At 35.0% G+C, this 16,433-nt stretch carries 16 protein-coding genes and 1 pseudogene; 8 read left to right on the top strand and 9 right to left on the bottom strand.

Features of this window, described 5'->3' with window-relative positions:
* Window positions 1-126: 126 nt before the first annotated feature.
* From F6K06_RS34670 to F6K06_RS31550, 6 genes and pseudogenes are all read right to left on the bottom strand, one after another.
* A complete protein-coding gene (locus F6K06_RS34670) occupies window positions 127-378 on the bottom strand; it encodes a hypothetical protein (RefSeq protein WP_375340284.1) in 252 nt (83 codons plus the stop codon).
* Window positions 365-481, bottom strand: a complete 117-nt coding sequence (locus F6K06_RS31530; protein WP_287244677.1) for a DUF4277 domain-containing protein — start codon at window positions 479-481, stop codon at window positions 365-367. The genes F6K06_RS34670 and F6K06_RS31530 overlap by 14 nt, the downstream gene beginning before the upstream one ends.
* 467 nt (window positions 482-948) lie before the next feature.
* A pseudogene (locus tag F6K06_RS31535) lies at window positions 949-1,284 on the bottom strand (reverse transcriptase domain-containing protein); the annotation flags it as partial.
* Between the two features lie 67 nt (window positions 1,285-1,351).
* The gene (nusB, locus tag F6K06_RS31540; RefSeq protein WP_287244678.1) at window positions 1,352-1,975 is read right to left on the bottom strand and encodes a transcription antitermination factor NusB; all 624 of its coding nucleotides are present in this window, start codon (window positions 1,973-1,975) and stop codon (window positions 1,352-1,354) included.
* 145 nt (window positions 1,976-2,120) lie between these two features.
* A complete protein-coding gene (locus F6K06_RS31545; protein WP_287244680.1) occupies window positions 2,121-2,300 on the bottom strand; it encodes a hypothetical protein in 180 nt (59 codons plus the stop codon).
* A 1,031-nt stretch (window positions 2,301-3,331) separates the two neighbouring features.
* Entirely contained in the window at window positions 3,332-4,051 is a 720-nt protein-coding gene (locus F6K06_RS31550; protein WP_287244683.1) for a DUF502 domain-containing protein, read from the bottom strand.
* A gap of 1,696 nt (window positions 4,052-5,747) precedes the next feature.
* On the opposite strand from F6K06_RS31550, the gene F6K06_RS31555 reads away from it, so the two are divergent.
* The 3 genes from F6K06_RS31555 (at window position 5,748) to dnaG (ending at window position 8,269) form a co-directional block, all read left to right on the top strand.
* Window positions 5,748-5,825, top strand: a complete 78-nt coding sequence (locus F6K06_RS31555) for a hypothetical protein (RefSeq protein WP_287244703.1) — start codon at window positions 5,748-5,750, stop codon at window positions 5,823-5,825.
* Window positions 5,826-5,946: 121 nt separating this feature from the next.
* Window positions 5,947-6,117 (top strand): hypothetical protein, encoded by a 171-nt coding sequence (locus tag F6K06_RS31560; RefSeq protein ID WP_287244685.1) that lies wholly within the window; start codon window positions 5,947-5,949, stop codon window positions 6,115-6,117.
* Between the two features lie 124 nt (window positions 6,118-6,241).
* Window positions 6,242-8,269 (top strand): DNA primase, encoded by a 2,028-nt coding sequence (gene dnaG, locus F6K06_RS31565; protein WP_287244688.1) that lies wholly within the window; start codon window positions 6,242-6,244, stop codon window positions 8,267-8,269.
* Window positions 8,270-9,805: 1,536 nt separating this feature from the next.
* On the opposite strand, the gene F6K06_RS31570 is transcribed toward dnaG, so the two are convergent.
* Window positions 9,806-10,333 (bottom strand): pentapeptide repeat-containing protein, encoded by a 528-nt coding sequence (locus F6K06_RS31570; RefSeq protein ID WP_287244690.1) that lies wholly within the window; start codon window positions 10,331-10,333, stop codon window positions 9,806-9,808.
* Window positions 10,334-10,530: 197 nt separating this feature from the next.
* Here F6K06_RS31570 and F6K06_RS31575 point away from each other — a divergent pair, with 197 nt between their 5' ends.
* Both F6K06_RS31575 and F6K06_RS31580 read left to right on the top strand, forming a co-directional pair.
* Window positions 10,531-11,910 (top strand): RNA-guided endonuclease TnpB family protein, encoded by a 1,380-nt coding sequence (locus F6K06_RS31575; RefSeq protein WP_287244692.1) that lies wholly within the window; start codon window positions 10,531-10,533, stop codon window positions 11,908-11,910.
* Window positions 11,900-12,433 (top strand): YraN family protein, encoded by a 534-nt coding sequence (locus F6K06_RS31580; RefSeq protein ID WP_124146737.1) that lies wholly within the window; start codon window positions 11,900-11,902, stop codon window positions 12,431-12,433. The genes F6K06_RS31575 and F6K06_RS31580 overlap by 11 nt, the downstream gene beginning before the upstream one ends.
* Before the next feature lie 561 nt (window positions 12,434-12,994).
* Here the strand turns inward: F6K06_RS31580 and F6K06_RS31585 are convergent.
* Window positions 12,995-13,384 carry a hypothetical protein gene (locus F6K06_RS31585; protein WP_124146738.1) on the bottom strand — a complete coding sequence of 130 codons (390 nt, stop codon included), beginning with the start codon at window positions 13,382-13,384 and terminating at the stop codon, window positions 12,995-12,997.
* Window positions 13,385-13,736: 352 nt separating this feature from the next.
* On the opposite strand from F6K06_RS31585, the gene queA reads away from it, so the two are divergent.
* Window positions 13,737-14,834, top strand: a complete 1,098-nt coding sequence (gene queA / locus F6K06_RS31590; RefSeq protein ID WP_287244696.1) for a tRNA preQ1(34) S-adenosylmethionine ribosyltransferase-isomerase QueA — start codon at window positions 13,737-13,739, stop codon at window positions 14,832-14,834.
* A gap of 57 nt (window positions 14,835-14,891) precedes the next feature.
* Here the strand turns inward: queA and rpmF are convergent, their stop codons facing one another.
* A complete protein-coding gene (gene rpmF / locus F6K06_RS31595) occupies window positions 14,892-15,068 on the bottom strand; it encodes a 50S ribosomal protein L32 (RefSeq protein WP_124146740.1) in 177 nt (58 codons plus the stop codon).
* 639 nt (window positions 15,069-15,707) lie between these two features.
* Here rpmF and F6K06_RS31600 point away from each other — a divergent pair.
* Window positions 15,708-15,845, top strand: coding sequence for a DUF4277 domain-containing protein (locus tag F6K06_RS31600; protein WP_124146741.1), 138 nt, complete (start codon window positions 15,708-15,710; stop codon window positions 15,843-15,845).
* A gap of 4 nt (window positions 15,846-15,849) precedes the next feature.
* Window positions 15,850-16,347: an IS1634 family transposase gene (locus F6K06_RS31605; protein WP_287244700.1), complete on the top strand. Its 498-nt coding sequence runs from the start codon at window positions 15,850-15,852 to the stop codon at window positions 16,345-16,347.
* The last annotated feature ends 86 nt before the right edge of the window (window positions 16,348-16,433 follow it).

The raw sequence follows: 16,433 nt of genomic DNA on the forward strand, positions 1-16,433 counted from the left end.
ACAGTAGATTTAGTCCGATTTAAGGTTTGACGTAGTTGACGCTGGCCTCAAGTGTCAACCAATCAACATAAGGCCATAATTAACCCCAAAGCTTCGATTCGATCAGGGGACTTAAGGAAGACACTATCAGTTAAAAATAGAGGGTATGCCTAGAAACCTAAAACCCCTCTCTACAGATTGTTGTCCTTTATATTTAGACAACATTTCTTCCGTAGTTAATTCCATCTGATCAAGAACATTTGTTGCTAAAATAAATCGACCTGCTCGTTTTTTTTCTAATTCTATTTTTGACTCTCTTAAGCCCACTTGAGGTTGGACTTGATCAGGAAAATCTGATACAGATTTAAAGTCTACGAATTGAAAATTAATTTCTGTCAATTCGTGAGCTAAGTAGTCGATTAATTTTCTGTTCTATGCCAATCTCGTCAATAATTCCTGCTACCAAACCTAGATGGTCTACATTAGTTACTTCTATTGACATTTTCTCCTCTTTTTGATCTTCATTTAATTATCTAGAATTAGAGCTGATTGATCAAGTAAAGATTAAGGCGCTGAATCACTTGCTATACTTAGGTTTGAGGAGTTATTGTCAAGATTATACCTAATTGCTAAAAACTAGGTAATATCAGACTTTTAGCGAAGTTTACAAATCAGCTCTTACAGTTTGAGGTTTTTTTTCTTAAGTCTAAATACTTACTCAAGTTTGACCATCTTTGCATACTACATTTTGTCGTGCGGAATGTGGGTTGGAAAATTGCTGTCAGACCTAAAGCAATTAGGAATAAATTCCTTGACTCTAGATCCAGTTAATTTTTTTGTCAGATAGGAATTAGGTCAATGCATTTCAGTTAACTGGACTTTTGGAATGATGAGGTACAAAGTTTTATGAGTTTAGGCAATAGGGAATAGAGATTAGTATTAAACTGCACCTCACTTTTAGGGAATAGGGAATTGATTATTGTCAAATACTCCAGACCTTAACCATTGTTTGATTAATCGTCTGTATGGAGATTTTCCAATTTTTCCTCACAATGCATCATGATTAATTCGGTCAAAACATTTGGATATATCAGTATCTAAGATAAATTTTGGTTTGTTCCTGATGCTGTTAAAGATGGCTTCTATGGCATCATGGGTTGACCTTCCTGGTCTAAAACCATAGCTGTTAGGTTCAAAGCGTGCCTCCCACTCTGGTTCCATACCTAACTTCACCAGTGCTTGTAACGTTCTGTCGTACATCGTTGGGATGCCTAGAGGGCATTTTTCATCTCGTCCCGGTTTTGGTTTTTTTGTATAATTCCTATCACAACAAAGACCTTAATTTTGATTTTTACTTTAGACTTATAACTCTTCAAGCTAAATTAATTTTATGTAGCACTCTTCGCAATACCCCATTAATAAATCTATATCCATCTTCACTACTGTAACGCTTGGCTAATTTTACAGCTTCATTAATTGCAACTTGTTCTTGAATACCAATAAACATCATTTCTGCCACTGCAATTCTGAGAATATCTATATCTATTCTAGGCAAACGTTCTATTTGCCAATCTACTATTGATTCTCTCAATAAATTATCAATTTCCTCTTTATTATCATTCACTTTTGTCAAAATTTCTAAAGCATACTTGCGAACTTCTAATTGATTAGTTAGTTGAATTAGTTCTGGTAATTCCACAGCAGTGCCAATACGATTAATTGCCGTTTGGCCTAACTCCACTGCTTCGTGGACCATCGAACTTGCACTTTGAACATCACTAGCACTAATTTGACTATTGAGAAGGCGATCGCTCCCTCTCTGTAATTCTGCTGCAGCAGTTTCTAAAATATCTTGGACTTCAGTTCTGAGAGTTCTAACTGCTGCTAGTATGACTTCTTGAAGTTGCTTTTTTTCTAGACTGCCTGAATTTGTTGGTAATTGACTTAGACCAAGCAGAGCTAGTTCGCGAGCTGTGGAGCGAGGAGCTTTGTTCATCTTAAATAGTTGCTGAAGACCTACACTATAATTTTTAATTTAGTGCCACGAGGAAAGCAACCAGCAAATAAATTACTTTCCTCTATTAACTTAAAACAAACTTAATTATTCTCCTTCAGTGCCATTAAACTTTTTCTTTTTCCTTCTAACTTTTGGTTGTACTTTGCTTTGTAATACTAACGCCAACAGTAGTTAGCTCAGAAGTATCAAATATACTAAGTTGAACTGGTAAAGTTAAAACCTCAACTACTTTCTTGAGAAAATCAGTAGTTTTCTGTTTGACCAATTCACTGAAATTATAAGTATAACCATCTATTTCATGCAAGTGTTTACCGAATAATTAAAGTTTAAAGCCTCTCCTTTAGCGGTGGAGGGATGGCTCCGAAACCTGTGCTGTCCGACCATCGACCAAGAGAAAAAAATTTTTTCATGATTAGTCAATCCTCTTCTTTTCAAGGAGAGGTAATTGTTAATAATTAAGAATTAATTATTAATTGTTGAAAATACTTATAATTAATTCCTTGGACTGTTTCAGTTTAAGTTTTAATATTGAATTTTCCAGTTTTTATAACAGCAACTCGACTAACATAAGTACCAATTTTTTACCGAATAATTAAGGTTTAAAGCCTCTCCTTTAAAGGAGAAAAAAGCGGTCGTTAGCGCAGCTTCCCGAAGGGTGGGATGGCTTTAGCGGAGAGGGTCTGCAAGAACGGCTCTCCTCGCTGGCCGACCATCGACCAAGAAAAGAAAAAATTTTCATGATTAGTCAATCCTCTTATTTTCAAGGAGAGGTAATTATTAATTATTAATTATTAATTATTAATTATTAATTGTTGAACTTTGGTTACTATAGCTTTAACAGTATCTCCGGTTTGGAAGCTATAGAATGATTTCTTTCTAAGTTTGGCTTTAGTTCTAGGAAAAACATATTTATGTGGCTTAACCATTTGTCTACTACCTCTACGCCATTGCTTTAATTATTAATGGTTGATAATTACAAATATTCAAAGTATCTGGAGTAGAAGTACCAACACAAGCTGCAACTGAATTTATATTTAACATTTAAAAATTTCCTATTACTAGGGTAATATCCAACTACCAAATGTTATTTAAGCTTTTAAGACTAACTACACTTTCAATACCCAAATAGAATATTTAATAGTTAGTGATAGAGCTACAGACTGTTGAAACATCTGAAGGTCGCCCTCGCTTAAATAACGTAGTAAATTAATACTTAGGCGGGTCAACTAAGACTTAATAAAGACTGGCTTTACCAAGGCAAAATTATATTCTAAATATTCTCAGAATTACTGTTGGGTCGTTGACAGTTTTTGATAGCCTTTCATTATCAGTCGTTCAATCTTCTTCAGTGGAAAATTGTTGATAGTCTTCTCTATCTAAAAGTAGAGGTTTGAGTTGATCATTTGAATTTTTTTCTGGACGTACTGATTGATTTGGAGTTACTATTCCACCTGATATGAGAACTTTAAACGCATCTTCCACTGACATTGAAACGTTAAGCACATCTTTTTCTGGCACTATGGCATACCAACCAGATGTAGGGTTAGGAGTCGTTGGAATGAAAAGACTTAGCATTGAGTCTCCTAGATGAGATTTAATTTGACTACTAATCGTACCAGTGACAAAAGCTATAGTCCAAACTCCCTGACGTGGATATTCTACAAGTACCACACGGCGAAATTTTTCGTTAGAATCCTTGAGTAGAGTTTCTAAGATTTGTTTGAGAGTGCCGTAGACTGACCCTGCAAATGGAATAGCTTGTAGTATTCGCTCGCCTACATCTAATAACCATCTTCCAGCAATGTTTCTAGCCATTAACCCAATCACTAGAATACTTAGCAATGGTACTGCTAGTCCTACTAAGAAATTTAGTAGGCCCACTAAAGCTGGGTGTAAACCATCGAAGGGGTTGATTTGCTTGGGTATCTTTGTCAAAAAATCTATTACCCACCGAGCAATAGTTATGGTCAACCAAATTGTTGTAGCTAATGGTATGACTACCAGTAAGCCTGCAATTAGGTCGTTTTTTAAATCCTGCCTTATGCGTTTGAACACTGTTTACCCATTTCCTCGTAAATTGCTAGATATTTTTTGATCTAGCTTGAAACCAATTTTTTTTAATTTAATATTTATAGTTTTTATTCTGAATACTTACAATTATTAACAACTGTCAAGAATTGTTGCAAATGTAAATTCAAATCAAAATTGAACTGATTTTAATCATCCAAAATATTCAGATATATTTTCTACCACTTGTCCACAAGAATAATTGGACTGAGAGCGGTGGCTGATTTCCAGATAATATTGGATAAATTTATATGGTAAAACAATTTGTCTCTTTTTCTCAACTGTAGACTTCGCCACATAAGTGACAGGGATCAGGAGCAATAGAAGAGAAAAGGACGAAAGGAAAAAAGATTTAATATTGACTTTTGCAAAAGCTCTTCTTTCCAGTAGTTCTATTTAAGTTGTAAATTTTTGCTAGGCAGAATAGAACTGAGATATATATGAAAGATATATAGAATTTACATTTAAGAGAGAACAAAGAATAGGGGAAGATGATTGATAGATAAAATTTTTTGTAGTCAAAAATCATCATCTATGTTTACGCCTAAAATGGAAATACTATAGTTATCATAAGTTGTCATATAATAGGTTTTGAACAAATTTTAGTTATCTAAATACAGAGAGTTACTGATCTTGCTCTGTAGCTAATATTTATCTTCTATCTAGGATAGCTATATATCTTTCAACTAGAGAAATTCAGAATTATGGATGAGAATTTTATGACTTCAAGGTTCCCTATTCCCTATTCCTTAAAAGTCTAAAATATTTCACAATTCAAAGAAAATTGCTATAGCATTTCTCAATTTACTGAGGTACAGTTGTTTTTCTTATTTTCTATTTCCTGTTTCCCGAATTACTACTCCCTGCTCCCTACCTTGCAAGGGTATATTTTTGACAATTAAGGGATAACGCGGGTCAGGCAAATTAGATAAAAGGGTAAAGTGGACAAGTTAAGCATAAATACATTCAAACTCATAATATAGGGCTGCGCGCAGGCAACAGGCAACAGCTCCGGAAAGCAACAGGCAATAGGGGGAATAAAAATCTGTTTGCGCAGCATCTCCGTTGGAATAATATAAGACTTTTAGCTATTGGACAATTCCTACAATTTGTAAATATGCCAGCGCACATTGCTATATCTAAGCTTTTTTCTTCCAAGTCCAGTCGCAACCAGAAAGTCAAAAACCTACCCTTGTGAGCTACTCCCTACTCCATAAAACAAATGAATTTTGTCCCCTCACTTCTGATAGGAACTGCTATAAGCTTAAATTGGTATAATTAAAAACTAGAAACGGAAAAAACAAGAAGAAATATGCCAGGCAAAAATAATCTCACATCAGCTCAGAAATAAAAACTGCAAAAATCTCTAAAAAGAGAAGAAAATGGAGATATTAGATTAGAGAAAGAATTCTGATGATTACTAAATGATGGAAAAACACAACAAGAGATTGTTGAATTTATCGGTTGCTCAAAGAATAAAGTATGTTACTGGTGCGTCCATGGAGATCCAGATAACCTAGAGAGTCTCAAAGATGAAAGAATGAAAGGTAATGATCAAAAGCTACAGAGAAATATATAGAAAAATCATTAAATATAGTCAAAAAATAACCTCAAGAACTAGGATGATTAATTAAGGCTATGGACAACCAAAAGATTACCAAAATACTTAGAGGAGACAACAGGAATTAACTTAAGTAGTTCGCAAGTGAGGAGAATATTAGAAATAAAAAAGTACGTTTACCTTTGGGCAAAATGTAGCTAAAAATTCCAACAAAATCCTCACAATAGAAAAGCATTAACAAAAATAGAAGAGTATTTTAAGAATAGAAAAGGAAAAGCCTAAGGGTATCCAGGTATGGTTTTAGGACAAAAGTGGATTTAGTTTGAGAGTAATCATTAGAAAAAATTGGTGTAAAAAAGGGCGAATAAAAAAAGTTAGAGGAGACCGAAGAAAAGAGAGAATAAATGTGATGGGAGCCTTGGGGTATTCAGATAAAAAAAGATTCGTGGATTTTCTCAAAATAAGCAATAGCCAAAGTTTTTATGAAGTCTGAAAAATGTTTAATGAATAGCAAATCAATAAAATAAAGGCAATGCCATTATCACAGTTTAAATGCCAAACAGATTACAGATCACAAATCCTCAAAATCATTGACAATCAATTATTTAATAAATTCTATGAATAATTTTCGTTTTCATCAAGATACTATTACAGAAGTGAAGGAAAGAGCTGACATTTATGATGTTATCTCAGAGCATATTGTCTTAAAAAAGCGAGGTAAAGATTATGTAGGATTATGCCCTTTCCATGAAGAAAAAACTCCTAGCTTTACTGTTAGTACCAGCAAACAAATGTACTACTGTTTTGGCTGTGGTGCAGGTGGTAATGCTTTGAAATTTCTGATGGAAGTTGGTAAGTCTTCTTTTAGTGATGTAGTGTTAGATTTAGCCAGACGTTATCAAATACAAATTAAAACGGAATCACCAGAAAATAGACAAGAGTTTCAACGTCAAATTTCTCTGCGGGAACAACTTTATGAAATCTTGGCAATGGCTAATAGTTTTTATCAACACGCTTTGAGACAATCACAGGGAAAAATTGCTTTAGAGTACTTAAAATTTTCACGTCAAATTACAGAAGAAACTATTCAAAAATTTCAACTGGGTTATGCTCCTAATGGTTGGGAAACTATTTATGGTTATTTGGTGGAACAAAAAGGTTTTCCTGTAGAGTTAGTGGAGAAAGCAGGATTAATTTTACCTAGAAAATCAGGTAATAGTTATTACGATAGATTTCGCGATCGCTTGATGATTCCTATTAATGATGCGCAAGGTAGAGTTATTGGTTTTGGTGGGAGAACTTTGAGTGATGAACAACCTAAATATTTGAATTCTCCTGAAACTGAATTATTTGATAAGGGTAAAACTTTATTTTGTTTGGATAAGGCAAAAACTGCTATTTCAAAACTGGATAAAGCTGTGGTTGTGGAAGGATATTTTGATGCAATTGCTCTCCATGCTGCGGGAATTAATAATGTTGTTGCTTCTCTAGGTACGGCATTAAGTTCTATTCAAATTAAACAACTTTTACGTTATACAGAGTCTAAACAAATTATCTTAAATTTTGATGCTGACCGAGCAGGTATTCAAGCTACTAACCGGGCAATTGTAGAAATAGAAAATCTTGCTTATAAAGGGGAAGTTCAACTACGAATATTGAATATTCCTGATGGGAAAGATGCTGATGAATATTTGCAAAATTATTCTTCTGAAAGGTATCAGGAATTATTAGTTAATTCTCCACTATGGATTGACTGGCAAATTCAAAATATTGCAGCAAATAAAAATTTGAGTTTGGCAGATGAGTATGGTCAAGCAACTCAACAAATAATTAAAATTTTAACGAAAATAACTAACGATAATCAGCTTACTTATTATCTTCAATATTGTGCAGATATTTTGAGTCAAGGAGATTCTCGTAGAGTTTCATTACTTACTGAAAATTTGTTGAACCAAGTTGTTACTCATTGGAAAAAGCTCTTAGGCGAGGATGAGTTGTTATCAGTACCATTGCTAGTAGCAAAACAGTTAAAATATTATCGACAAAATAGTAGAAATTCTACTAAAGGGAAAAATAATACTTCACAAAAAGTTTTATCTCCACCTCGAGAGCGTAGTTTATTAGAAGAAGCAGAATATTTATTACTGCGTATTTATTTACATTGTCCGAAATATCGTCAAGATGTGAAAGATGCAATGGAGGCTAGAGATTTACAGTTTAGTTTGTCTCACAATCGATTTTTGTGGAAACAAATTATTGATGTAGAAAATATGTCTGAATATCAAATTACTGACTCAGATGATTTAATTTCAAAATTGCAAGATAGTTGTTTAGATGCTCCAGATAAAATATCAGAAGTAGAGCATCTTTTTCATTTAGATGAAAAGGCAAAGAAAAATCTTCTTAGAGCGCCTTTAGAAATCCGTTCTACAATAGCAACTATCGAATTAATTATGTGTAGAAAACGTCGTAGCACCGTTTTAAGTATGTGGCAAAAAACTGATTTATCGACAGACTTTGAATTGGCTAAAAAGTATCAAGAAAAATTCTATTCTGAATCAGAGTGGATTCAGGAACTGGAGAGATTAAGAAGCACCACTATCTATGATTTAATACAAGTACCTTTAGGCGAATTAGCTAACTAAAAAAATCAAGCGTTGGTAATACGTGGCTATGATTGTGCTTTAATGGCAATTGTCTAACTATTAACAGAAAAGCATTTTATATTTCGCTAAATTTAGGTTTCATCGCTTGATTCACCAACGCCAAAATTCCTGATACCAATTTGATGTGAAGCTGCACAAAATAATGTTTTGATTTTATAGCAATTGAAGGAAATGCACGGACATATTAAAAGCTTATAGCAGTCAAAGCAAAGAGCGCGGACATCATAGACTTCTCCAAAAAAAAATAAAATCAATTCTTATCCGTAAGTTATCAATTACTTCTCCCTATTCCTTATTCCCTCTTTTCTGGAGATGTCTAATAGAGAAAAATTATAGCAATGTGCGCTGGCATATTTACACATTATTTTTTGTACACCTGTTCGCTTACTGCACTTTGAGCTGGACATTGTAAATACCTGAGCGCACATTGCTATATCTAGGAAAGATTATGCCTGCTCCTTATAGCTACGACTTAAGACAAAAAGTTATTGATGTTAAGAAATCCCACGTTGTAGCGTAAGCGCAATTTCGGGAGGATGTCAATGGTTTCCCATTAAAAACTGAGTCAGAAAGTCAAAAGGAACAATAAAAGATTTTCCTATGGAGAGTTGATGATGCTGTTCGCTTCGCTTAACGTCCGTGCCCTTTGCTTCGACTGCTATACTATGAATAATTAATAAAAACATGATTCATTTTAATAAGCACCTACGCAGAGCGAATAATTTGTTATCAATATACATCAAAATTGGCTGAGAAGCAAAAACTCTGTATTTATTGCATATCAAGACTTGTAGCGTTTATGAAAAGGTTGCTCATACAGGCGCAAAATTGCGATTTTTCGCTAAAATTTGGCTTTCGATAGCTCATTTCAACTTTTTTTGTCAAAATTAGTTTAAATTATAAATATGTTAATTAATTAAGTATAAGTTTAATTAATATTAAATAATTTGATAGTCTTATAGCGCTATGGGCAAGACAAAAATCAAAAATAATCTATAATTGAGTTAGATAATTTAGAAATGTCATAATCTTGGCTTCGATGGCTATAAAACTCAGATAACACAAAATTATTCCTTCTTACTTCTGCTATACAAGATACAAGAAATAACAAGGAATAATAGGTCTAAAAATCAATAAATTTTCTCATATTCCTAGGGCTATACTAAAGCATTAATTGATGAGATTAACGGTGTAACTTATACAGTGTTTGTCAGATAAATATCAAAAACATAGGGTACGAAGCGTGTGAAATAACGCACTATCCTCCAGCACATGGTCAAGTGTAAAACCGACCGTAATTCCATAAATGGTAAGCATACTGTCACACACCCTATCTAATCTTTTTTACTACAACTATTGAATTATTGTGTGGTTATCTATCTAATAAAATACCAATCAAAAATAGGATTTACTCCCATATATTGAAAATAAAAAAGGGAAGATCGAAATAAATGTACTTCACTTTTACTTCTGCTCATTCCCTCTACCTTATTACTTCAAATCAAGCCAATAAAATTAATCACAAAAGAGTGTATCCTTTGTGTCATTACCTGTAATAGGATTCGTACCTTGAGCTATTTTACATAGCTCCTTTTGAGTATCTGCTCGTAAAAAAGCATCTGTAAAATCTGCTCCATCAATAATTGCACCACGGAATTGAGTATGAAAAGCAAAAGCACCCTCTAAAATAGCATTAGTCAAATTTGCTTTGTTAAAAATCGCATTATCCAAAGTAGAATAGCTTAAATTAGCTCCTTCTAAATTCGCTCCTTCTAAATGAGCGCCAAACAAACTAACGCCAGTTAAATTTGAATTACTGAAGTCACTTTTACGCAGAATAGATTTAGTAAATGAATCATTAGTTAAGTCTCGACCAGAAAAATCAACACCCACTAATATTTGCTTGTTATACTCATCAGCTAGAGTGAGTGTTGGGTTAGTAAATATTAAGGCAGTTATTGCCCCAATAGTAATGAGATATACTATTAGTGAAAAGACGAAGCTGACTAAAATTTGGGAAGTTTTTTGTTGTCTAAAATTCATACTACTTCTGTCTAATTTACTCCAGGCAGTCCATAACCATAATAAGAAGAATAAACCAAAATGAGCTTTTCTTGATCACAACGTTGGTTGGAGAGCCGCGCTCTCCGGCCTGTGGGAGCTTCCTTCGCGAAAACCAATCAATATTGATATCTCACACACAATATGTTAGACTTTAAAAATTACTTGGCTAACAGTAGATGGTTGAAAAAGCGTATAAATTTAGGTTTTACCCGACTCCAGAACAGGAAAACTTGTTGCGGAGAACTTTCGGTTGTGTACGCTTGGTCTACAACAAAGCTTTAGCTGCTAGAACTCAAGCTTGGTATGAACTGCAACAACGACTGAGCTACAAACAAACTTCAGCTATGCTTACTTGTTGGAAAAAACAGGAAGATTTAGATTTTCTAACAGAAGTTAACGGTGTACCGTTACAACAAGGTTTGAGACATCTACAGACTGCTTTTCCTACGGAATCCTACGCAAACACTAACTTTTTTAGTGGAGGTGCTAAATATCCTAACTTTAAGAAAAAACGAAATGGTGGTAGTCCTGAATTCACAAAGTCAGCATTTAAGTGGAAAGATGGTCAAGTATATCTAGCCAAATGTGTAGAACCATTACCTATTAGGTGGACTAGGCAACTACCTAATGATAGTTTACCTACCACAATAACAGTCAAACTGGACTCTAGTGGTAGATGGTCTGTCTCTTTGAGAATTAATGACACCACAGATTTAAAACTCAAGGCAGTCAAAAAACTCTTAGGTATTGACTTAGGAATCACCAGTCTCTTAACTACAAGTAATGGGGAAAAAGTAACTAACCCAAAGAATCTTAACAAGTTACACAAAAAACTGAGGTTAGCTCAAAAGTCACTCTCGCGTAAGAGTAAAGGCTCAAGTAACTATCAAAAGGCCAAATTAAAAGTAGCTAGAATACACGGAAAAATAAAAGATTCAAGGCTTGACTATACTCACAAGCTAACATACGTCGCCAATCTGACGGTTCCCCTACAACTGATTCGTGAAAATCAAACGATAGTGGTTGAGGATTTGGCAGTTAAAAACATGGTCAAGAACCACAACCCACTCCTATCCCCTCCCAGGAGAGGAGCAAGAGGGGGGGATAGTGATGCTAACTGGGGAGAATTAGTCAGGCAATTAGAGTACAAAGCTGATTGGTATGGCCGAAAGTTAATCAAGATTGACAGATATTTTCCCAGTTCCAAACGCTGCTCTAATTGTGGTCATGTGGTTGAGAAATTGCCTCTAAATATCAGGGAGTGGGATTGTCTTGAGTGTGGCACTCACCATGACCGCGATGTTAAGGCAAGTATAAATATTTTGCGGATGGAAACCCGCGTCGGCGATAGACGCAAGGGAACACCCACCAAGAAGGCTGCGGGACTCGCAGTTTCAATCTGTGGAGCGACTGTAAGACCTGAAGGGAGTAAATCCCGGAAGGCGGGTGCTATGTTAGCGCAGCTCCTCCGGAGGAGGAAACAGAAAGCCCCTATCAACGATGAAGGAGGAATCTCGCCCTGTCTCGTAGAGCAGCGTCGGGAGGATGTCAACTAGGCAATCTGCTTCTTCCTCAAAAATTGACAGAGGTCTCTTGGGAGAAGATTTAGTGGCAAAATGGTTAACTCAAGAAGGTTGGCAAATACTCCATCGACGGTGGCAATGTCGCTGGGGAGAGTTAGATATTATTGCCCTAAAAACTTCTCCTTTGGAAGATAACCAAGCTCAAAAATTTCCAATTCTGATATTTGTGGAGGTCAAAACTCGTAGTCGGGGTAACTGGGATAAAAATGGTTTACTCGCAGTTACAGAAGCAAAACAAGCAAAATCATGGCAAACTGCAGAAATATTTTTAAGCGATCGCCCAGAATTAGCAGATTGTTCTTGTAGATTCGATGTAGCTTTAGTCAAGTGTAATTATACTCAAAAAGATTATCCTCAATCAAAATTTCTATCATTACAGGATCAACTATCTAAGTTAACTATTAAGGTGGGACATTCTTTAGAATTAGCAGGTTATCAACTTGTCTTACAAAATTATATCCCTTCTGCCTTTATATCTGCCTCTGACCTGGATTAAACTCGTTTAGAGTTAATCAGGTATTAGGCGTTGTTGAATAACAGTATGATTTTTAGTAGTCAGTAGGGTTATAGGTACTAAATCTCTGTTTGCTTCATATCCAGATAGAACATAGATCATACAATCATTATATATTTTCCCTACTTCCAAAATTCATCCCTCTTTTCAGCAATGCGAGGTATTCAATAATTTGCCTATGCCACCAGAAGCACTAAGCAAAAGTCTGGAACATCCATAGGCTAAACTTTAATTTAAAAAAAGGACTATCAGACTACAGAATCAATTCCGTGACTCATTTTTCATCCAAGGGTTAAAACCGCCTAGCTTTCTTCTTCCTTTGATATTTTTGTAGGCTGGAATGAGAAACCAATTTTAATGCAAATTACTTCTATTCCTTATGACCAAAAGGCTCTCAACTGTAGAATGCTGTGCAAATTAGAAAAGTAAGTTAAATTATAAAGAATAAATTAAGTGTGTCTTACTCTTGTTGTACCGGTACTAATATGATTAATGTACAAGTACAAGTACAGGTACAAATTAAAGTAAGAGTAAAACTATAGCTCAACCTAAAGTTTCGGGACAATACCCTAAACCCTTGACAAATTGGGTACGGAATGATTCTATTTCCTCCTGATTGGGCTGGCCATGAGATACTATTGCTACCTGATACCGTCTCATCACACTTAAAGGTGATTGTCCAGTTTCTAGACTCCACAATGCCATTCTGATACGGATATCAGGCTGATAAGGTATTCCTAATTCATTCATAAAAGCCCTAAAATCCCCATGTTGTTGAGGAGTTAAGTAGTGACTCATTTTGATTTTTACTACCCAACCATCAATTTGATGAATCACAGTCATAAATTGAAGCGGTAGTTGATGAGTAATGCATAGGTATTCAACTACTCTCAGGCAGAGGCTAGTATTTGCTATAAAGTAAAGGTATTCCATCTCAATCTAACTATTACCGCTGAAAACTACTGCTTTTCCCTCGGTTTAACCTCTAAATCTTTTGCTACTACAGAGGAAAAATTAAAGGTAATGAAAAACGGTTGTAGGGAGCGGGGCGGATATTGCCGCTTCCTAGTTAATAATTTAGGTTTATGTTCTAGAATGTCTAGAGTTTTGAACTAGACGATCAATCTGTTATTTTTCACTACAGATACATCTGCTCTACACTCTGAAAATTAATTCTGTACTTATATACTCTATATTTTCTCTTAATGTGTAGCATATCACTAGGGGAAAACTACCCTAATTTATCTGGGGGATTTTACCCAATTACGAGTTATATATCACTAATATGACTGAGGTAGATTGGTCTATTGATGCTTATGACTATGAACTGCCCCAAGAGCTAATTGCTCAAAACCCCGTTGTCCCCAGGGATAGTTCTCATTTAATGGTTGTAGATTCACTTACACATCATAATTGTATTTTTAGAGATTTACCAGATTTACTCGAATCAGGAGACTTACTAGTTTTAAATAATACTCGCGTTATTCCTGGGAGGCTTTATGGGCACAAAACTACTGGTGCTCGGGTAGAAATATTGTTGCTCAAACCAGTGGAAAATGATTGTTGGCTGGCTTTAGTCAAGCCTGGTAAACGTTTTAGCAATGGTACAACAATTGAATTTATACCTAATTCATCTAACTGTAATTATAAGTTACAGGCAACAGTATTATCAACAGAGAGAGAAACTGGTGGGCGATTTTTACAGTTTAACTTACCTCAAGGAATTTCGTTAATCAATTTATTAGACCAATTTGGTCATGTGCCATTTCCGCCTTATGTGACAGATTCACAGGCTCTCACAGAACAATATCAAACTGTATATGGTACTATTTTAGGTGCAGTAGCTGCACCTACTGCTGGTTTACATTTTACTGATGAATTACTAGAGAAACTAGAACAAAAAAATATTAGACTAGCTTTCATCACACTACACGTTGGTCTTGGTACATTTCGGCCAGTTGAGACTGAAGACATCACGAAGCATGATATGCACTACGAATGGATAGAGGTTTCACCATCAGTTGTAGACAAAATTAATCAAACAAAATCCCAAGGTGGACGTATAATTGCAGTAGGAACAACAGTAGTTAGAGCTCTTGAGGGAGCAGCGCTAGCTAATCAGAACAATAGTAATGAACAGCTTTCTATCTCACCATTTTCTGGTTATACCAATATATTTATTTATCCAGGCTACAAGTGGCAAATAGTAGAAGGTCTAATCACTAATTTTCACCTACCACGCTCCAGTCTGCTGATGCTTGTAAGTGCAATGATTGGGAGAAAACGCCTTTTTAGCTTATACCAGGAGGCGATTGCCAAAAAATATCGCTTTTATTCTTTTGGTGATGCGATGTTCATTTTGCCAGTTGCTAGGATAAATTAGTCTAATGGTTAAAATATTTTGAGAATTGGACATTATTTTTCCCAATTCTCTGATAGATTAATTTTCTTCCTCTTCTTCCTCAGCACTTGGATATACAAAACTGTGGGAACGTTGAGTAAGAACTGATTTCCCTAAAGATAGCGCCTTCTGTGCCTCCAGTCTTGCTTTACGCTTCCACTGAGCTTTTCGCATATTTGTCTTAGACTTGGAAGTTCTCTTCTTTGGTACAGCCATGAAAGTTATTGTATAGATAATTATAGACAGACTACTATAGTACCTTAATTTTAGTAACTATGGAAGACCTCTATAGAACCCTTATGGTATATTTGCACGGGGTATGTGCTTTTGGCTGCCCTCCTCAGAACTCAGTCCTCAAAAGTAAAGAAATTCAGAAATAGAAAAAAGGTAGAAAAATGCTTCCATCTCCCCTCTATTTCATAGAAGCTATTTGGTATTTTTGCCTACGATTAAGTTTTTGAGTTACGAGTCGGGAGTGGAATAGAGGTAATAACACAGGAAAAAGATTGAAAAATGCTGCCTTATTCCCCTACTTTTAAGATTAAAATCAGATTTTTCGGAACAATCTTTACCTCCTTACTTAGTTTTAGCCCACATTCCGCACGACAAAATGTAGTATGCAAAGATGGTCAAACTTGAGTAAGTATTTAGACTTAAGAAAAAAAACCTCAAACTGTAAGAGCTGATTTGTAAACTTCGCTAAAAGTCTGATATTACCTAGTTTTTAGCAATTAGGGTAATACTTGACAATAACTCCTCAAGCCTAAGTATAGCAAGTGATTCAGCGCCTTAATCTTTACTTGATCAATCAGCTCTAATTCTAGATAATTAAGTGAAGATCAAAAAGAGGAGAAAATGTCAATAGAAGTAACTAATGTAGACCATCTAGGTTTGGTAGCAGGAATTATTGACGAGATTGGCATAGAACAGAAAATTAATCGACTACGCGGGAGTTCAGTTACCAGAAAAAATAACAGGGGGTTAAGTAGTTAAAGGAATGCTCTTAAATGGGTTAGGATTAGTTTCATCCCCACTATATTTATTTAGTAAATTTTTTGATGGAAAAGCTATAGAACATTTAATTGGCAAAGGGGTAAAAACAGAGTATTTTAATGATGATAAATTAGGTCGGGTATTAGACCAACTGTATCACAGAGGATTAAATCAGATTTTCATGTCTGTGGTGTTAGAAGCAGTGAAAAGTTATCAGCTAGAGATAAGCACAGTCCACCTAGATTCTACATCATTTCATGTTCATGGAGATGATCACACATATGAGGATGAATCCACGGAAGATATAGAACCAAAAACTATTAAAATTACCTCTGGATATTCGAGAGATAAACGACCCGATCTAAAACAATTTATGATGGATTTAATTTGTACGAATGATGGAGATGTCCCATTGTGGATGAGAATTGGTTCGGGAAATGAATCTGACCAAAAAAAGTTTGGTCCAAGGCATGAAAGATTTCAAAAAGCAGTTAAATTTTGATAGTTTAATGGTGGCAGATAGTGCTTTATATACTCAAAAAAATCTACAGTTACTAACAGATATTAAATGGTTAAGCAGAGTCCCAG

Source organism: Okeania sp. SIO1H4, from assembly GCF_010672695.1.
Taxonomy (GTDB): Bacteria; Cyanobacteriota; Cyanobacteriia; order Cyanobacteriales; family Microcoleaceae; genus Okeania; species Okeania hirsuta.

Coding starts and splice junctions, on each gene's coding strand:
- F6K06_RS31530 (WP_287244677.1), bottom strand. CDS start 481: ATGTCAATAGAAGTAACTAATGTAGACCATCTAGGTTTGGTAGCAGGA.
- nusB (WP_287244678.1), bottom strand. CDS start 1,975: ATGAACAAAGCTCCTCGCTCCACAGCTCGCGAACTAGCTCTGCTTGGT.
- dnaG (WP_287244688.1), top strand. CDS start 6,242: ATGAATAATTTTCGTTTTCATCAAGATACTATTACAGAAGTGAAGGAA.
- F6K06_RS31570 (WP_287244690.1), bottom strand. CDS start 10,333: ATGAATTTTAGACAACAAAAAACTTCCCAAATTTTAGTCAGCTTCGTC.
- F6K06_RS31575 (WP_287244692.1), top strand. CDS start 10,531: ATGGTTGAAAAAGCGTATAAATTTAGGTTTTACCCGACTCCAGAACAG.
- F6K06_RS31580 (WP_124146737.1), top strand. CDS start 11,900: ATGTCAACTAGGCAATCTGCTTCTTCCTCAAAAATTGACAGAGGTCTC.
- F6K06_RS31585 (WP_124146738.1), bottom strand. CDS start 13,384: ATGGAATACCTTTACTTTATAGCAAATACTAGCCTCTGCCTGAGAGTA.
- queA (WP_287244696.1), top strand. CDS start 13,737: ATGACTGAGGTAGATTGGTCTATTGATGCTTATGACTATGAACTGCCC.
- rpmF (WP_124146740.1), bottom strand. CDS start 15,068: ATGGCTGTACCAAAGAAGAGAACTTCCAAGTCTAAGACAAATATGCGA.
- F6K06_RS31600 (WP_124146741.1), top strand. CDS start 15,708: ATGTCAATAGAAGTAACTAATGTAGACCATCTAGGTTTGGTAGCAGGA.
- F6K06_RS31605 (WP_287244700.1), top strand. CDS start 15,850: ATGCTCTTAAATGGGTTAGGATTAGTTTCATCCCCACTATATTTATTT.